16 protein-coding genes are annotated in these 15,567 nt (G+C 71.3%); 10 read left to right on the top strand and 6 right to left on the bottom strand.

Annotation, left to right across the window (positions count from 1 at the left end):
• Nucleotides 1–245: 245 nt before the first annotated feature.
• The 3 genes from AC068D_RS00990 to AC068D_RS00980 all read left to right on the top strand — a co-directional run bounded on the left by AC068D_RS00990 (nt 246) and on the right by AC068D_RS00980 (nt 2,313).
• Complete coding sequence (locus AC068D_RS00990) at nt 246–1,256, top strand: helix-turn-helix domain-containing protein (protein ID WP_478820779.1); 1,011 nt, start codon at nt 246–248, stop codon at nt 1,254–1,256.
• A 64-nt stretch (nt 1,257–1,320) separates the two neighbouring features.
• Entirely contained in the window at nt 1,321–1,803 is a 483-nt protein-coding gene (locus AC068D_RS00985; RefSeq protein ID WP_478820778.1) for a DUF456 domain-containing protein, read from the top strand.
• 132 nt (nt 1,804–1,935) lie between these two features.
• Entirely contained in the window at nt 1,936–2,313 is a 378-nt protein-coding gene (locus AC068D_RS00980) for a PPOX class F420-dependent oxidoreductase (RefSeq protein WP_478820777.1), read from the top strand.
• Here AC068D_RS00980 and AC068D_RS00975 read toward each other — a convergent pair.
• Nucleotides 2,282–3,652, bottom strand: coding sequence for a bifunctional transcriptional activator/DNA repair enzyme AdaA (locus AC068D_RS00975; protein WP_478821371.1), 1,371 nt, complete (start codon nt 3,650–3,652; stop codon nt 2,282–2,284). The genes AC068D_RS00980 and AC068D_RS00975 overlap by 32 nt on opposite strands.
• A gap of 174 nt (nt 3,653–3,826) precedes the next feature.
• Nucleotides 3,827–4,957, bottom strand: a complete 1,131-nt coding sequence (gene rsgA / locus AC068D_RS00970) for a ribosome small subunit-dependent GTPase A (protein ID WP_478820776.1) — start codon at nt 4,955–4,957, stop codon at nt 3,827–3,829.
• A 459-nt stretch (nt 4,958–5,416) separates the two neighbouring features.
• Here rsgA and AC068D_RS00965 point away from each other — a divergent pair, with 459 nt between their 5' ends.
• Entirely contained in the window at nt 5,417–6,211 is a 795-nt protein-coding gene (locus tag AC068D_RS00965; RefSeq protein WP_478820775.1) for a VOC family protein, read from the top strand.
• Between the two features lie 551 nt (nt 6,212–6,762).
• Here the strand turns inward: AC068D_RS00965 and AC068D_RS00960 are convergent.
• A complete protein-coding gene (locus tag AC068D_RS00960) occupies nt 6,763–7,122 on the bottom strand; it encodes a DUF488 domain-containing protein (RefSeq protein WP_478820774.1) in 360 nt (119 codons plus the stop codon).
• Nucleotides 7,123–7,242: 120 nt separating this feature from the next.
• Here AC068D_RS00960 and AC068D_RS00955 point away from each other — a divergent pair, with 120 nt between their 5' ends.
• Both AC068D_RS00955 and AC068D_RS00950 read left to right on the top strand, forming a co-directional pair.
• Entirely contained in the window at nt 7,243–8,256 is a 1,014-nt protein-coding gene (locus AC068D_RS00955; RefSeq protein WP_478820773.1) for an SPFH domain-containing protein, read from the top strand.
• Complete coding sequence (locus tag AC068D_RS00950) at nt 8,253–9,155, top strand: hypothetical protein (protein WP_478820772.1); 903 nt, start codon at nt 8,253–8,255, stop codon at nt 9,153–9,155. Before AC068D_RS00955 ends, AC068D_RS00950 begins: the two co-directional genes overlap by 4 nt.
• Nucleotides 9,156–9,174: 19 nt before the next feature.
• On the opposite strand, the gene AC068D_RS00945 is transcribed toward AC068D_RS00950, so the two are convergent.
• Both AC068D_RS00945 and AC068D_RS00940 read right to left on the bottom strand, forming a co-directional pair.
• Entirely contained in the window at nt 9,175–9,408 is a 234-nt protein-coding gene (locus tag AC068D_RS00945; RefSeq protein WP_478820771.1) for an acyl-CoA carboxylase subunit epsilon, read from the bottom strand.
• A 6-nt stretch (nt 9,409–9,414) separates the two neighbouring features.
• Complete coding sequence (locus AC068D_RS00940) at nt 9,415–10,689, bottom strand: cytochrome P450 (protein ID WP_478820770.1); 1,275 nt, start codon at nt 10,687–10,689, stop codon at nt 9,415–9,417.
• A gap of 230 nt (nt 10,690–10,919) precedes the next feature.
• Here AC068D_RS00940 and AC068D_RS00935 point away from each other — a divergent pair, with 230 nt between their 5' ends.
• The 3 genes from AC068D_RS00935 to AC068D_RS00925 are packed head-to-tail and all read left to right on the top strand — an operon-like array spanning nt 10,920 to nt 13,807.
• Nucleotides 10,920–12,026: a type III polyketide synthase gene (locus tag AC068D_RS00935; RefSeq protein ID WP_478820769.1), complete on the top strand. Its 1,107-nt coding sequence runs from the start codon at nt 10,920–10,922 to the stop codon at nt 12,024–12,026.
• A 3-nt stretch (nt 12,027–12,029) separates the two neighbouring features.
• On the top strand, nt 12,030–13,247 hold the full coding sequence (locus AC068D_RS00930; protein WP_478820768.1) for a cytochrome P450: 1,218 nt from the start codon (nt 12,030–12,032) through the stop codon (nt 13,245–13,247).
• Nucleotides 13,244–13,807 (top strand): cupin domain-containing protein, encoded by a 564-nt coding sequence (locus AC068D_RS00925; RefSeq protein WP_478820767.1) that lies wholly within the window; start codon nt 13,244–13,246, stop codon nt 13,805–13,807. The genes AC068D_RS00930 and AC068D_RS00925 overlap by 4 nt, the downstream gene beginning before the upstream one ends.
• Here AC068D_RS00925 and AC068D_RS00920 read toward each other — a convergent pair.
• Complete coding sequence (locus tag AC068D_RS00920) at nt 13,782–14,042, bottom strand: hypothetical protein (protein ID WP_478820766.1); 261 nt, start codon at nt 14,040–14,042, stop codon at nt 13,782–13,784. The genes AC068D_RS00925 and AC068D_RS00920 overlap by 26 nt on opposite strands.
• A 273-nt stretch (nt 14,043–14,315) precedes the next feature.
• Between AC068D_RS00920 and AC068D_RS00915 the strand changes: the two genes are divergently transcribed.
• Nucleotides 14,316–15,515: a serine hydrolase domain-containing protein gene (locus AC068D_RS00915; protein WP_478820765.1), complete on the top strand. Its 1,200-nt coding sequence runs from the start codon at nt 14,316–14,318 to the stop codon at nt 15,513–15,515.
• Nucleotides 15,516–15,567: the final 52 nt, after the last annotated feature.

Below are 15,567 nucleotides of genomic sequence, written 5' to 3'. Positions count from 1 at the left end.
TCACGGCAGCAGGGCCGTCCCGGACGCCGTCCGGGCCCGTCGCCTCGCCCACCTCGGTGGGACAGCGGACAGGAGAGGCGAAAGGCCCCATGTCCACCGGCGGTTGATGCCACGACGAGGCCACATTGGCAGAGGTGGGGGCAGTGCGGGGATGATGGGGGCGGCGGGTTTGCGCCGTGGCCGGTTTCCGCCATCGGGTGCAACCGCCGACACGCAGAACGAACAGATTCGGGGAGGGGCCCGGGGTGCTGGGAGCGATAGGTCTCGACGCGCGACAGGAGTCGGCGTACCGCGCGTTGGTGGCGCTCGGCGCCGCGGAGGTCAGCGATCTGGCGCACCGGCTCGCGCTTCCCGAGCCGGACACCGAGAGCGCACTTCGCCGGCTCGAACGACACGGCCTGGCCGCGCAGTCGTCCGCCGGCGGGGGCCGCTGGGTGGCGGCGCCGCCGGGCGTCGCGCTCGGTGCGCTGCTCACCCAGCAGCGGCACGAACTCGAACAGGCGGAGCTTGCCGCGGCGCTGCTCGCTCAGGAGTACCGGGCGGAGGCGGCGGAACAGGCCGTGCACGACCTGGTCGAGGTCGTCACGGGCGCGAGCGCCGTGGCGCACCGCTTTCTGCAGCTTCAACTGGGCGCGGCGACCGAGATCTGCGCGCTGGTGACGGGAAAGCCGATCGCGGTGCCGGGGTTGGAGAACGAGGCGGAGGAACGGGCCTCGCAGCGCGGGGTCGCGTACCGGGTCGTCGTCGAGCGCGAGGTGCTGACGCTGCCCTCCGGGCTCACCGAACTGTCCGCCGTGCTCGGCCGTGAGGAGCAGGTTCGGGTCGTCGACCGGGTGCCGACCAAACTCGTCGTCGCGGACCGGACGCTGGCGATGGTGCCGATGACCGGCCGGGGTTCCGAGCCCGCGGCACTGGTGGTCCATGCGAGCGGGCTGCTGGAGTCACTGACGGGGCTGTTCGAGGCGGTGTGGCGGGAGGCATTGCCACTGCGGCTCGGTGCCGGCGGTGAGGTGACCGAGGACGGGACTCCGGGGCCCGATGCCACCGATCTGGAGATCCTTTCGTTGCTGCTGGCCGGAATGACCGACGTGAGCGTTGCGAAGCAGTTGGAGCTCGGGCTGCGGACCGTGCAGCGGCGTGTGAAAGGGCTGATGGAGCTGACCGGGGTGACGACCAGGCTCCAGCTGGGGTGGCACGCGTACGAGAAGGGCTGGGTCACGCGGGATCCGGCGCCCGCCGTGACACCGCACGGGTAGCGCGGCCGCGTCGGACGGGTCGGCGCGACCTGCGGGGCCGATCGCGTTCCTGCACCCTTGGCAGATGGAGGCATGGCAGCTGGCACTGGTCGGCATGGTGATGCTGCTCGGCCTGTTCGGGGTGCTGGTACCGGGCGTTCCCGGCACCTGGCTGGTGTGGTCCGGGGTGCTGTGGTGGTCGGTGCAGGAGAGGACGGCCCTGGCGTGGTGGGTGCTGGTCGGGGCGACCGCACTGCTGCTGGTCACCCAGGTGGTCGTCTGGCAGCTGGGGCCGCGCCGGATCCGGGGGGTCGGCATCACACGCCGGATGGCGCTGTTCGCGGGAGTGGGGGCGCTGGTCGGCTTCGTGCTGCTGCCCGTCGTCGGCGCGGTGGCCGGCTTCGTCGGCGGGGTGTACGGCAGCGAGCGGCTGCGGCTGGGCGGGCACGGCGAGGCGGTGACGTCGACGCGGACGGTCATGCGTGCGGCGGGCACCAGCGTGCTGGTGGAACTGCTCGCGTGTCTGCTGGTCGCGGGAGCCTGGGTGGGTGCGGTGATCTGGGGCTGACGGGCCGTGACTTCCGTACGCCGGGCACGGTCCTGCCGTTCGCTGCGGCCGGTACCGGGGCGTTCGGGTAGGTCTTCCGGACCAGGGCCAAGAGCCGATGCGGGGGTGCTCCGGCCGCGCCATGCTGACCGTATGACCGAATTCAGCGAGGCGGAGCGCGCCTATCTCGGGTCCCGGCAACTGGGGCGGCTCGCGACCGTGGATCCCGACGGGCAGCCCCAGGCCAACCCCGTCGGGTTCTTCCCCCAGGAGGACGGCACGATCCTGATCGGGGGGCTGGCGATGGGGACGTCGAAGAAGTGGCGCAATCTGCGGTCGAACCCGAAGGTGGCACTGGTCGTGGACGACCTGGTGAGCGTCAGGCCGTGGCGGGTGCGCGGGGTCGACATCCGGGGCGAGGCGGAGCTGCTGACGGGCCCGCACGGACTGGGTCCGCATTTCAGCCAGGAGGTCATCCGGATCCACCCGAAGCGGATCATCAGCTGGGGCTTGGAGGAGGACGCGGGCTGAGGGGGCCCGGGCCCCGGGCCTCGAGGTGGCGGACGGCGTAGGAACGCCACGGCCGCCACGCATCGCCGGCCGGGGCGCCATCGGGCGCGACGTCCGGATCCCCGAGTGCACGCATACGGATCAGACCGGCGACGGCGGGCGACACACCCGGCAGCGCGAGCAGTGCCCGCTCGGCCTCGTCGCGGTCGGCCCCCGGGTCGAGGCGCACGCGGCCGTCGGCAAGGGCGGTGGCGAGCGGTCCGGCGACGGGGTGATCGGCGAGCACGGCCGGTTCGGGGAACAGATGTGTGAGACCTCCGCAGGGCCGGTCCAGGACCTTTCCGTAGGTCCCGACGAGCCGTGCCGCCTCGACGCGGCCGACGACGGCCCGCAGCGCGAACTCCTCGGGCTCGGCGGATCCGGGTGACCGCAGTCCCGGGCGGGCGGCGATGAGCGGGGCGAGCCCAGGGTCGGCGGACAGGCGTTCCTCGACGGCGTAGGGGTCGGCGTCCAGGTCGAACAGTCGGCGCAGCCGCTGGACGGCAGTGGTCAGGTCGCGCAGATCGGTCAGGTGGATACGGGCCTCCAGCCAGGGGCCGGCCGAGCGTTCGTCGACGGCGACGATCCCGGAGCCGTAGGGCAGACGCAGGGTGCGGCGGTAGCTGCGGGCGCCGGATGAGCCGACGACCTCCTCGATGCGGTCCATGGCCTCGCCGGCGAGGAGGTCGAAGATCTCACGGGTGGCGTACGGGCCCCGGTGGGCCAGGCGCAGGGGGATCCCGGCGGCGTCGGCGGCTTGCTTCGCTCCCGTTTCCGCGCGCAGTTCGGTCGGTGTGCGGGCGTAGATCTGCCGGATCGTGTCGTTGAACTGCCGCACGCTCGCGAACCCGGAGGCGAACGCGATCTCCGTGACCGGCAGCCCGGTGGTCTGGAGCAGCACCCGGGCAGTGTGGGAGCGCTGGGCACGGGCGAGCGCGACGGGCCCGGCGCCCAGCTCGGCGTTGAGCTGCCGCTGCACCTGCCGTGTGCTGTAGCCGAGCCGTCCCGCGAGGCCGGACACGCCTTCCCGGTCGACGACCCCGTCCCCGATCAGCCGCATCGCCCGTCCGACGGCGTCGGCGCGCACGTTCCACTCGGCCGAGCCCGGTACCGCATCCGGCCGGCAGCGCCGGCAGGCGCGGAACCCATGGCCCTGGGCAGCGGCGGCGGTCGGGAAGAACCGCACGTTCGTCCGCTTGGGCGTGACGGCCGGGCAGCTCGGCCGGCAGTAGATCCCCGTCGTCCGGACGGCGAAGAAGAACTCTCCGTCGAACCGTGCATCCCGGCTGCTCACGGCCTCGTACCTGGTGTCCTCGTCCATCACACCGTCCAGTGTCCGTCTCGCAGGGGCGGTGCTCCGGCGGTTTTCGGACACGACGGTCGGCCGCGGCCCGAAGAACGGGCCGCGGCCGGGGTACGAGGCCCGGGTACGGGGCCGGATCACCGCCGCCGGATCACCGCCGCCGGGGCACGGTCGCGCCCCGGGGCCGCCCGCTCAGCGCCCCCGCCCCCGCTTCGCCTGCAGGGCGGCGCGGCCCACGGCCTGCTTCAGCTTCCAGTCGCGGCGGATCTCGGCCCGGAGCCGGACATCGGTCTTGGCGACGATGCGCTGGTTCTCACGGAGCAGCTTGCGGTAGCTCTCGAGGCGTCGTTCCGGCAGGGAGCCGTCGTCGATCGCGGCGAGAACGGCGCACCCCGGCTCGGCGTCGTGGGCGCAGTCGTGGAACCGGCAGTTCTCCGCGAGCTCCTCGATCTCCGCGAAGACCTGGCCCACTCCGGTGGAGGCGTCCCAGAGCCCCACGCCACGCAGTCCGGGCGTGTCGATGAGGACTCCACCGCCGGGGAGCGCCAGCAGGTTCCGGGTCGTCGTGGTGTGCCGGCCCTTGCCGTCGACGTCACGGGCGGCCTGGACCTCCATGACGTCCTCACCGAGCAGTGCGTTGGCCAGTGTGGACTTGCCCGCCCCAGACACACCGAGCAGAACGCTCGTACCGCCGGAGACGACCGCCGCGAGCACGTCCATGCCTTCACCGGTCAGTGAACTCACCGGCAGCACCGGCACTCCGGGCGCCGCCGTCTCGACGTCCTGGACGAGATACGACCTGCCGGTCGCATCCGGCACCAGGTCGGACTTGGTGAGCACGACGACCGGCTGTGCGCCGCTCTCCCAGGCAAGGGCCAGGAACCGCTCGATCCGCCCGAGGTCCAGCTCGACGGCGAGCGACACCGCGATGACGGCATGGTCGACGTTGGCGGCGAGGATCTGCCCCTCGGACCGCTGCGACGACGTCGATCGTACAAAGGCGGTGCGACGCGGCAGATAGGAGCGCACATAGCGGGGGTTGCCGTCCGGCTCGACGGCCGCCCAGTCCCCCGTGCAGATGACACGCAGCGGATCGTGCGGGGTGACGAACGCGGTGTCGGCGCGGACGGTCCCGTCCGCCGTGACGACGTCGCACTGCCCCCGGTCGACCCGCACGACCCGTCCGGGCACCAGTCCCTGGTCGGTGAACGGAGCGAACGCGGCGGCGATCGTCCCGTCCCAGCCGTACGCGGCCAGCGGGTGCGGCGTCGGCGGGGCCTGCGACGGAGAGGTGGAGGAAGACGGAACAGAAGAGAAAGACAAGGGAGAACCCTTCAACAGGGCGGTCCCGGCACAGATGCACGCGCACAGGCGTGCCGATCGAAGGGGAAGGTCAGCCGGAGACCACGGAGATGGGAGTGATGATCTTCTGGTTCTGGGCAGCGCCCAGCGCGACGGCAGTCATCAATGTCCTCACCTCCGCATCCTGATCCGGTCGGTTCTTCCCGGCCCTTCTCGGGCTTCGTCGTCGCCTCGTGGGGCAACGACGCACACATTAGCCCCGGCCCTTCCACCGCGCCAGTGAATTACGCGGGCCCCACAGCCGCTTCGCACATCTCGGCAAGGGGCGGGCCAGAGGCCCTGGAAGGTAATACGGCCCCGGTGGCGACCGCCCGGATTGTGTTGAAAGGTGTGAGAGTGGATTCCTGTGCAGGGACGGAATGAATGAGGTGAGGGGCCTTGGCGGCCACGAGGCGTGGGGTTCAGGGCACGCCCTGCTGGGTGAGCCTGACGGCACATGACCTGCAGGCCGCCCAGGACTTCTACGGTGCGGCGTTCGGCTGGGAGTTCACTCCGGGCGTCCAGGGACAGGGCTCGTACGTCGTCGCACTCTCGGACGGACTGCCGGTCGCCGGCCTGGTGGAGTCCACACAGACCATGGGAGTGAAACTGCCCGTCGTGTGGACGACCTATTTCGCGGCGGACAGCGCCGATGCCGTGGCGTCACGCATCCGGGAACGGGGCGGCACGGTCGCGGTGGGACCGCTCGCGTTCGGTCGAGGGCGCATGGCGTGGTCCGCCGATCCCCTGGACGCGCTGTTCTGCATCTGGGAGGGGCCCGTCGACGTCGGCTGGCACACGGGGCGCAGGACGAGCGCCGCGGCGTGGCTGGAGCTCCATACGAGGGACCCGTTCGCCTCGGCCCTGTTCTACGGCGAGGTGTTCGAATGGGATGCGTCCGAACGTATTGACGTCCGGTACGAACACGACCGGGTGATATTGCGGGTCGACGGCCAGACGGTCGCCGGAATGTACGGCGGAGGCGTGTCGGGCTCTCCCGATCCGGGCATCCGCCCGCAGTGGCATGTGCACTTCTGCAGGAGTGATGTGGACGCCGTGGTGGACCGGGCGGCCGCGGCGGGCGGCACCGTCGTGTCGGTCCCCCGGGACACACCGCTCGGCCGGGTGGCGACCCTGCGGGATCCCGGGGGCGGACTCTTCCACCTCACCTCCGGTGAGAGCACCTCGCCGGAGGACTCCTGCGACGCCGAGTCCTCGCCGGAGCTGTCCGGCTGAACGGACGCCGAGTCCCGCCGGGCTCTCCGGCTGAGCACACGTCCCGCCGGGGCGTCCCGCACTCGCCCCCGCACCGCTTGCCCTCACGCCCGCGCCGCTTCTTCTCGCCCCCGCCCGACTGCCCTCCGCGGCCTCGCAGTTGAGCCCCGGGTTCCCGGCGAAGAGGCGGAGCGGCGCGGCGAAGGCGGGGCGGGTTCCCGGGGGACGCCTCCGGGCCGCCTCCTCCCCATCCTCCCGAACCACGCCGATCGGCAGGATCCGGGCGGTCGGAGGAGAGGGTCCCGTGCGGTGACCGGAAGCGTTCACCGGCTCGCGACGGCCTGCACGGCCGTCCGCCGGCTGCACCACCGGACACCGCGAGCTTCCCGGCAGACCCCTTCCGGCCGGAACACCAGGGCCACTCGTTCGGATCCTGCCGGGCTCGCGTGCCCCGGCACGCACGCCCGCCGCGTTGTCGTCGGTCGCCCACGCTCCGCGTGGGCTTTCCTCCGCCCTGCGATCGCACGCACCGGACCCCGCTCACCGATCCAGCCCGATCCGAACCCAAGTCCCTAGCCCGCACGCTCCACCAGGTCGACCAGCGTGGGCACATGACTGCCCTCGATGCTCTTCACCGAGGTGACGAGCGTGACCGGTCCGCTCCGGGCGAGTTCGAGCAGCCGGGCCAGTGCGCCCGCAGCCGCACCCTGCTCCAGCTCCACGCGATAGCGGGAGTCGAACTCCCCGTAACGGGAGGAGTCCTTGTGGTACCAGGTGCGCAACTCGTTGGAGGGGGCCACCTCCTTGAGCCATTCGTCGATGGCCGCCCGCTCCTTGGACACACCTCTGGGCCAGAGCCTGTCGACGAGGACGCGCGTGCCGTCGTCGGGATCCGGGTCGTCGTACACCCTGCGCACGGTGATGCTGTCCATTCCGCCAGCCTGCTGCGGACCGACGTGTGACGCAAGTGAACCGACTCCCCATGTCGTCGCCTTGACGATAAGGAAGATGATCCCATATCGTCGCTCCGACGATAAATGGGGGTTGTTTCCATGGCCGACATCACCAGGCGCTTCGGATGGCGCCATCTCCGCTCCGCACCCACCGCGCATGTCCGCCACCACAGGCGCGGAAAGCTCGTCCACGACGGGCCGGGCCTCAGCTTCTGGTACCGCGCGCTCACCGCCGCGCTCTCCGAAGTCCCGGTCGACGACCGGGAGCTGGCCATGACGTTCCACGCCAGGACGTCCGACTTCCAGGACATCTCGGTGCAGGCCACCGTCACGTACCGGATCGGGGATCCGGCCACGGCCGCCGCCCGGCTCGACTTCTCCGTCGATCCGGACACCGGTGCCTGGCGCGGCGCTCCGCTGGAGCAGATATCCACGCTGCTCACCGAGAACGCCCAGCAGCACGCGCTCGACGTGCTGGCCCGTACGCCTCTGGCAGCGGCGCTCGCCGACGGCGTCGCGGCCGTCCGCGAGCGGATCTCCGGCGGTCTGGCCGCGGAACCCCGGCTGGCCGCCACCGGTATCGAGGTCGTCGCCGTGCGCGTGATCGCACTGCGCCCCGAGCCCGAGGTCGAGCGCGCACTGCGCACGCCCGCCCGCGAGCAGATCCAGCAGGAGGCCGACCGCGCCACCTACGAACGGCGTGCCGTCGCGGTCGAGCGCGAGCGGGCCATTGCCGAGAACGAACTCGCCAGCCAGATCGAACTGGCTCGCAGGGAAGAGCAGTTGGTCGATCAGAAGGGCATCAACGCCCGGCGCGAGGCCGAGGAGAGCGCTGCCGCCGACGCGGTACGCGCCGAAGCGGAAGCCGCCCGCAACGTCCGGCTGGCCAGGGCGGAGGCCACGGCCGCGCGCGAGATCGGCGAGGCACGGGCGGCGGCCCAGGCGGCCTGGCTCCGGGTCCACGCCGAGGCAGGGGCCGACACGCTGCGCGCGCTGGCCGTCACCCGTCTCGCCGAAAACCTGCCCCGCGTCGACAGCGTCACCCTCTCGCCCGACGTCCTCACCGGACTGCTGGCGAAGCTCGGTGGCAATTCCGGCCAGGAGCACAGGTGAGTCTCGCCCCGCGTGCGGTTCTGGTGCACCGCACCACCGAGTACGAGGAGCTGCTCGCCCGGCACGGCACCCACGGGCAGGCGGAGTTCTTCCTGTCCTCACGCGGCCGGAGCATCCGGGAGGTCGCCGAGCGCCATCACCGCACCCGTCGGGCGCTCTCCGAGGTCGCTGCGGCCGTGCCGATCCGGTGGCGGCAGACCCGGGTGGAGCGTGCGGACCTCGACCGCTTTCTGTTCGCGCCCGAGGACGTGGTGGTCGTGGTGGGCCAGGACGGGCTGGTCGCCAACACTGCGAAGTACCTGGCGGGCCAACCCGTCGTGGGAATCGACGGCGAACCGGGCCGCAACCCCGGTGTGCTCGTACGGCACCGGGCAGCAGACGCCGGCCGGCTGCTGCAGGCGGCCGTCACCCCTGGCGGTGGCACGGCCGAGGAGTTGACGATGGTGGAGGCGGTCGCCGACGACACGCAGCGAATCGTCGCGCTCAACGAGATCTACCTCGGGCGGCCGAGCCACCAGACGTCCCGCTACCGGCTCGGCATGGAGACGCACCCCGACCGGTCGGAGGCCCAGGCCTCCTCCGGTGTGCTCGTCGGCACCGGCACCGGGGCTACCGGCTGGCTGCGTTCGCTGTGGCGGGAGCGGGGCGGCCACCGGGCGCTGCCTGCACCGGCCGAGCGCAGGCTGGTCTGGTACGTCCGAGAGGCCTGGCCGTCACCTGCCACCGGAACCTCCCTGGTGGAAGGCACTCTGGCCGGCACGGAGCGATTGCGGCTCACCGTGGAGTCCGACCGGCTCGTCGCCTTCGGCGACGGGATGGAGTCCGACGCCGTCGAGCTGACCTGGGGTCAGACCGTGCGCGTCGGGGTGTCGGACACCGCGCTGCGGCTCCTCGTCTGACCCGGCCCTCGCCCCCGCCTCAGCGGCTCCCGGGGTCGAACGCCGTCACCGACCTGTCCCGTACCCGCCAGGAGCTGCAGGGATGCAGACGGCCGCCCCAGGCGCGGTCCCAGTGCGCTCTGTGGGGCAGTCGTTCGGGCGGATCGTCGCCCGCCGCCTCGCGGTGGCGGGCGACCAGGGACAGCACTGCCATCAGGGCTGCCAGTTCGGTCTCGTTCGGGTCCCCGTGCACGATCCGCACATCACCGTTCATGGCGCATCACCAGCCCACGGGCAGGGTCTCGGGTCCGCGGATCAGACCGCCCTTCTGCCATGCGATGCGCTCGGGCGGGACGGCGAGCGCCAGCCGCGGGAAACGGTCCAGCAGCGTGGCGATCATGATCTCGGACTCCATCCGGGCCAGCGTCGGTCCGACGCAGTGGTGCGGTCCGTACCCGAACGACAGATGGGCGATGGGGCCCCGGTCGAAATCCAGCGTGTCCGGGTCCCTGAAGGCGGCCGGGTCGCGGTTCGCGGCCATGTACGAGCAGTAGACCGCTTCACCCGCCCGGATGTGCACGCCCCCGATCTCCAGGTCCTCCGTCGCGATGCGCGGAATACCCACACCGTTGCGGTGCGGGATCCAGCGCAGCAGTTCGTCCACGGCCTGCGGGACGAGCGCGGGCTCGTCCCGCAGCCGGGCCAGGTGACCCGGATGGGTGAGGAGCGCGTACATCATGTTTGCGCTGTTGTTGCGTACCGCGTGGGCACCGCTCACGAGGATGGCCATCGCCAGCGAGAGCGCCTCGTCGTCCGTGATCTCACCGGAGTCGGCCGCGGCCGCAAGGACTCCTGCCAGGTCGTCACGCGGCTCGGCATGCCGCCGGTGCAGCAGCCCGGCCACGACCTCGCGGACCGAGGTCTGTGCCGTTCTGCTGCGGGAGGGTGCCGGCCTCGGCGTCATGATCACGTTTGCCCAGGAGGCCATCTCCGAGCGCTCGTCCTCTGGCAGCCCCAGCAGGTCGCAGACGACGGCGAGGGGGAAAGGGCCGTGCAGATGCTCCATGAGATCGGCCGGTGCACCCTGCCGCTCCATCCCGTCCAGCAGGCGGTCCGCGGTCCGCTGGGCCCTCGGCCGCAGCTGCTGCATGTTCCTGCCGGTGAAGGCGCGGGCGACGACGCTGCGCATCGTGCCGAGATGTGGCGGGTCCGCGTAGTTGAGGGCCGCGTGCTTGGCCGCGACGGCATGCGGCGAGCCACTGGTCACCGCGCGTTCCGCCAGGGCCTTCCGGCTCAGGCGGGGGTCCGACGAGGCCACTTTGACGTCCTCGTACCGTGTCACGAGCCAGGCGCTGCCCTCGCCGAACGGCAGCCGAATCCTGGCGACCGGCTCATCGCACATGAGTGCGGTCAGGAATGGGTCGAATTCCAGGCCCCGGAGATCCTCCAGGGACCAGTGGTGGACGGTCGCGTCCTGCCGGGGCACGGCACCGGTCACAGGACAGCTCCCGGCGCCGGTGTCGCGCTGGGCCACCGTCTCGGGTTCTGACGTCATCGAGTTCATCTCCCGGTTTGTGAACACGCGCGCCGCGCGCCTCACATGCAGTGAGCTGATAGCGCCCCCGCCAGGACCCCATCCCTTCCCGATTGCACGGCCATCGGCCCGGACACGCCCGCGCATCACTCTTCCGGCGCAATCGGACAGGGAATCCCCGGCGCGCGAGACCGCGTGTCGTCCCTGATCCTTTTGGAGGAGCGCTTGACTGAGGAGAAGGGCGGCATGTCATGGCCACTCTGTGCAAACCCGCGGTGTCCGTGCCCGAGCATGTGATCACCATGGAGCAGACCCTTGATCTGGCGCGGTCCGTTCACGCGGACCACCCGGAACTGCAGCTGGCTCTGCGCCTGATCGAGAACACCGGGGTCGAGAAGCGGCATCTGCTGCGGCCCATCGACGAGACGTTGCGGCATCCCGGTTTCGAGGAACGCAACACGCTCTACGAGATAGAGGCCAAGGCGCGCGTTCCCGACGTCATACGGCGGGCACTCGAGGACGCCGAACTCCGGCCTGTCGACATCGACATGATCATCTTCGTGTCGTGCACCGGCTTCATGATGCCGTCGCTCACCGCATGGCTGATCAACACGATGGAGTTCCGCACCGATGTGCGTCAGGTTCCCATCGCCCAGCTCGGATGTGCCGCCGGCGGCGCCGCGATCAACCGCGCGCATGACTTCTGTACCGCCTATCCGGAGGCCAACGCACTCATCGTGGCCTGCGAGTTCTGCTCGCTGTGCTATCAGCCGACCGATGTGAACGTCGGCAACCTCCTCTCCAACGGCCTCTTCGGGGACGGCCTGGCGGCAGCGGTGGTGCGCGGCAGGGGCGGGCACGGCATCGCGCTGGAGCGCAACGGCTCCTACCTGGTCCCGCACACGGAGGACTGGATCGCCTACGACGTCCGCGCAACCGGCTTCCACTTCAAACTGGACAAGCGGGTGCCCGGCACCATGGAACCGCTCGCTCCGGCGCTCAAGGAGCTGGCCGGCCAGCATGGTTGGGACGCCACGGAGCTGGACTTCTACATCATCCACGCGGGCGGGCCCCGGATCCTGGACGACCTCAGCATGTTCCTCGGGGTGGAGGCCGAAGCGTTCCGCTTCAGCCGGGCGACACTCACCGAGTACGGCAACATCGCCAGCGCCGTCGTCCTCGACGCCCTGCGCCGGCTCTTCGAAGAGGGCACGACCCAGGACAGGGCGCGGGGCATCCTCGCGGGGTTCGGCCCCGGCATCACCGCGGAGATGTCGCTGGGCCGCTGGACCGTCCCCGACGGTCATGGTCTCCCCGACTCCGCCTCGCCTCCGTCCTCGCCCCGGCAGAGGAGCTGAAGCATGCAGAAGACGAGGACCACGGACGTCTCCCGGCCCCCTGTCCGGTTCTGGCGGGTCGGGGACCTGACCGGCGTGGACTTCGATCCCGTGCTCGCCGAGCTGATGCGGGAAGGACCCCTGACCCGCATCGAACTGCCCAACGGTGAAGGCTGGGCCTGGCTGGTGACCCGCCACGAGGACGTCCGCATGGTGACGAACGATCCTCGCTTCAGCCGCAAGGCGGTCGTCGAGCACAATGTCACCCGGCTCGCCCCGCACTTCATACCCGTGCCCGGGGCGGTCGGTTTCGCAGACCCGCCCGACCACACGCGGCTGCGGCGGTCCGTCGCGGCCGCCTTCACGTCCCGGGGTGTGGAGCGCCTGCGCGAGCAGGCGCAGCGGATGCTCGACGAACTCGTCGACGGCGTCCTGCGGGACGGCCCGCCGGCCGACTTCACGGAGCGGATCCTCGCGCCGTTCCCGCTCGCCGTCGTGTGCGAGCTGATGGGCGTGCCCGATGCGGACCGCCCAAGGATGCACGAGTGGACCTCGCTCATACTGTCCGCGTCCGAGGGCGCGGAGCGCAGCGAGGACGCGAAGTCGAGGATGTGCGCCTACTTCGCCGGGCTGCTGCGGAAGCGGCGCGGCACCGGCGGAGAGGATGTGACCGGGCTGCTGGCGACGGCCGTCGCGGACGGCGAGGTCAGCGAGTCGGAGGCGGTCGGCCTCGCTCTGCTCGTCCAGATCGGCGGCGAGGCGGTCACCCACAACACCGGCAACATGCTCTACATCCTGCTCACCTCTCCGGAGCATCAGGCCCGGCTGCGCGCCGAGCCGGCGCTGCGGCCTGCGGCCATCGACGAACTGCTGCGCTACATCCCGCACCGCAGCGCCGTCGGACTCTCCCGGATCGCCCTGGAGGACCTGACCATCGCGGGCCAGGAGATCCGGGCGGGCGAGGCGGTCTATGTCTCGTACCTGGCCGCGAACCGCGACCCGGACGTCTTCCCGCAACCGGAGAAGATCGTGCTGGAACGCGACCCGAACCCGCATGTGGCGTTCGGGTACGGGCCGCACTACTGCCTGGGCGCCATGCTCGCGCGACTGGAGTCCGAACTGCTGGTCTCCACCCTGCTCGACCGGTTCCCCCACCTGCGGTTCGCGGTACCGGTGGAGGAACTGGGCTGGCGTCCCGGCGCGGTCATCCGGGGCCCCGAGCGATTGCCGGTGACCTGGTGACCGCGCACATCAAGACGCCGGCCGGTGCCGCGTTCGCCGAGTCGCCCGACGGACTGCTGGTGCCACGGGGGCATGGGCGGACCCTGCACACGGCGGCCCAGCAGGTGACGTTCAAGGTCACCGGCGAACACTCCCGGGTGGCTTCGAGTTTCGAGGTCGTGGTGCCTCCGGGCTTCGACGTGGGCGCCCATGTGCACACGCACAGCGAAGAGCTCTTCTACGTGCTCGAGGGCGAACTGGACGTCCTCGCCTTCGAGCCGCGGATCCGCACCCCTGACGACTGGCGCCACTGGGAGTCCCGGTCCGGCCGCCGTACGGTCCGTGCAGGTCCGGGGACGGTCATCGTCGTACCTCCCGGCTGCCCCCATGCCTTCGCCAACCGTTCGGACGGGCCGGCGAAGATGTTCTTCCAGGCATCGCCGCCACCGGACCACGAGCAGTACTTCGAAGAGCTGCTCGAGATCCTCGACGCGGACGGCCCGCCCGACCATGCGGCGATCGCTGCCCTGCGTGCGCGCTACGACATCGAACAGCTCACGCCCCTGCGGCACGACGCGTGACATGCGTGGCGTGAAGGTCCGTCACCAACCCGAAGAGCTCGGCCTCGTTTCCCGCGAAGCCCGCCTCCGCCAGCGCCTGGTCGGCCTCGGCCATGGGAGCGGAGAGGGCGAGCGCGGGCGGTGGACCCGTGGGCGCGGGAGGGCAGGCGAGCGCGGCGCGCACGGCGTTGAGCAGACGCAGATAGGCCTGGGCGGCGGCTCGTTCACGGGATGTCATCACAGTGGCAGCACTCATCGGTCGGCCTCTCCTCTCGGGTGATTGCAACGGCGCACCGTCCACCCTGCCCCATGCCACTGACAACGCCGTCGACAGACCGCAACGGGTGCCGCCGCACAGTCGGCGGAACCGCCGCCCACGACGGCGGCCGGCACTGCGGTGATTCGGCCCGAAGGGCCCGGTGGTTCGACGCGAAAGGCCGGTGATTCGGCACGGCGGGCCTGACACCTTCCCGGCAGCCCGACCAGTCGGTATGTTCTGGGGCCATGCCGAGCTCCACCGGGAGGGGTCATGAGCGAGAACGAACTGCGCACCGAGCCACCCGCCGAGTCGCCGGTCGAGGGCTACTGCGACGAGCGGTTCTCGGCGGTGCGGGCCGCCTTCGAGGAGAACTTCCGGGAACGCGGTGAGCTGGGTGCCGCCGTCACGGTCATGGCCGGCGGCGAGACCGTCGTCGACCTGTGGGGCGGCTGGTCGGACGCGGCGCGGACCCGGCTGTGGGAACGGGACACCCTGGTCAATGTCTGGTCGACGACCAAAGGACCCACGGCGCTGTGCGCGCATGTCCTCGCCGACCGCGGTCTGCTCGACCTGGATGCCCCGGTCGCCTCGTACTGGCCGGAGTTCGCGGCCGCCGGCAAGGGAACCGTTCCCGTGCGCCATCTCCTCTCGCACCGCGCGGGCCTGGCCGGGCTTCGTGAGCCGCACACGGTCGCCGAGCTGTACGACTGGGAGCTGACCACCGCGAAGCTGGCCGCCACGGAGCCGTGGTGGCAGCCAGGCACACGGTCCGGATACCACGCGATGACGTACGGCTTCCTGGTGGGCGAGGTGGTCCGGCGCGTCACGGGACTGCTCCCCGGCGCGTTTCTGCAGCAGGAGGTGACGGGCCCCGGCGCCGTGGACTTCACCATCGGCCTGCCGGAGAAGGAGGCGGACCGCGCCGCCGAGCTGGTGCACCCCCGGGCGGCCTCGGACAGCGAACAGGCGGCGGTCTTCGCACAGTTGAAGCCGGTGGCGGTCGCGGCACTGCTCAACCCCGGCGTGGGTGCGGCGCAGACGAACACACCGGAGTGGCGGGCCGCGGAGATCCCGGCCGCGAACGGCCATGGCACCGCCCGTGCGATCGCCGCGCTGTACGGGGTCTTCGCCTCCGGCGGACTGCTCGGCGAGCACCGGGTCCTCTCCCCCGAAGCCGCCGAACGCGTGCGCGAGGGCCAGGGAGCATGCCGGGACCTGGTGCTCGGCGCGGGATTCGCGCACCGGACGGAGCTGGGCCTCGGTCTCTGGCTGAGCGGCCCGAACGGCTCGTACGGCCCCGATCCGCGTGCGTTCGGCCACGACGGCTTCGGCGGCTCCTGTGGCCTCGCCGACCCCGATGCGGGCATCTCGATGGGGTACGTCATGAACCGCATGGGGCCGCACATCGCCGACGATCCGCGCAAGATGGCGCTGGTCGATGCGGTGTACAGCGCGCTCCGGTCCGGCTGACCCGGCAGCTCCGGCGGTACTGCGACCCGGCCGACGCGGAGCCACCGCCACC

The sequence above is a fragment of the Streptomyces sp. NPDC043861 genome (genome assembly GCF_056435905.1).
This window is presented reverse-complemented; position numbering and strand designations above follow the sequence as displayed.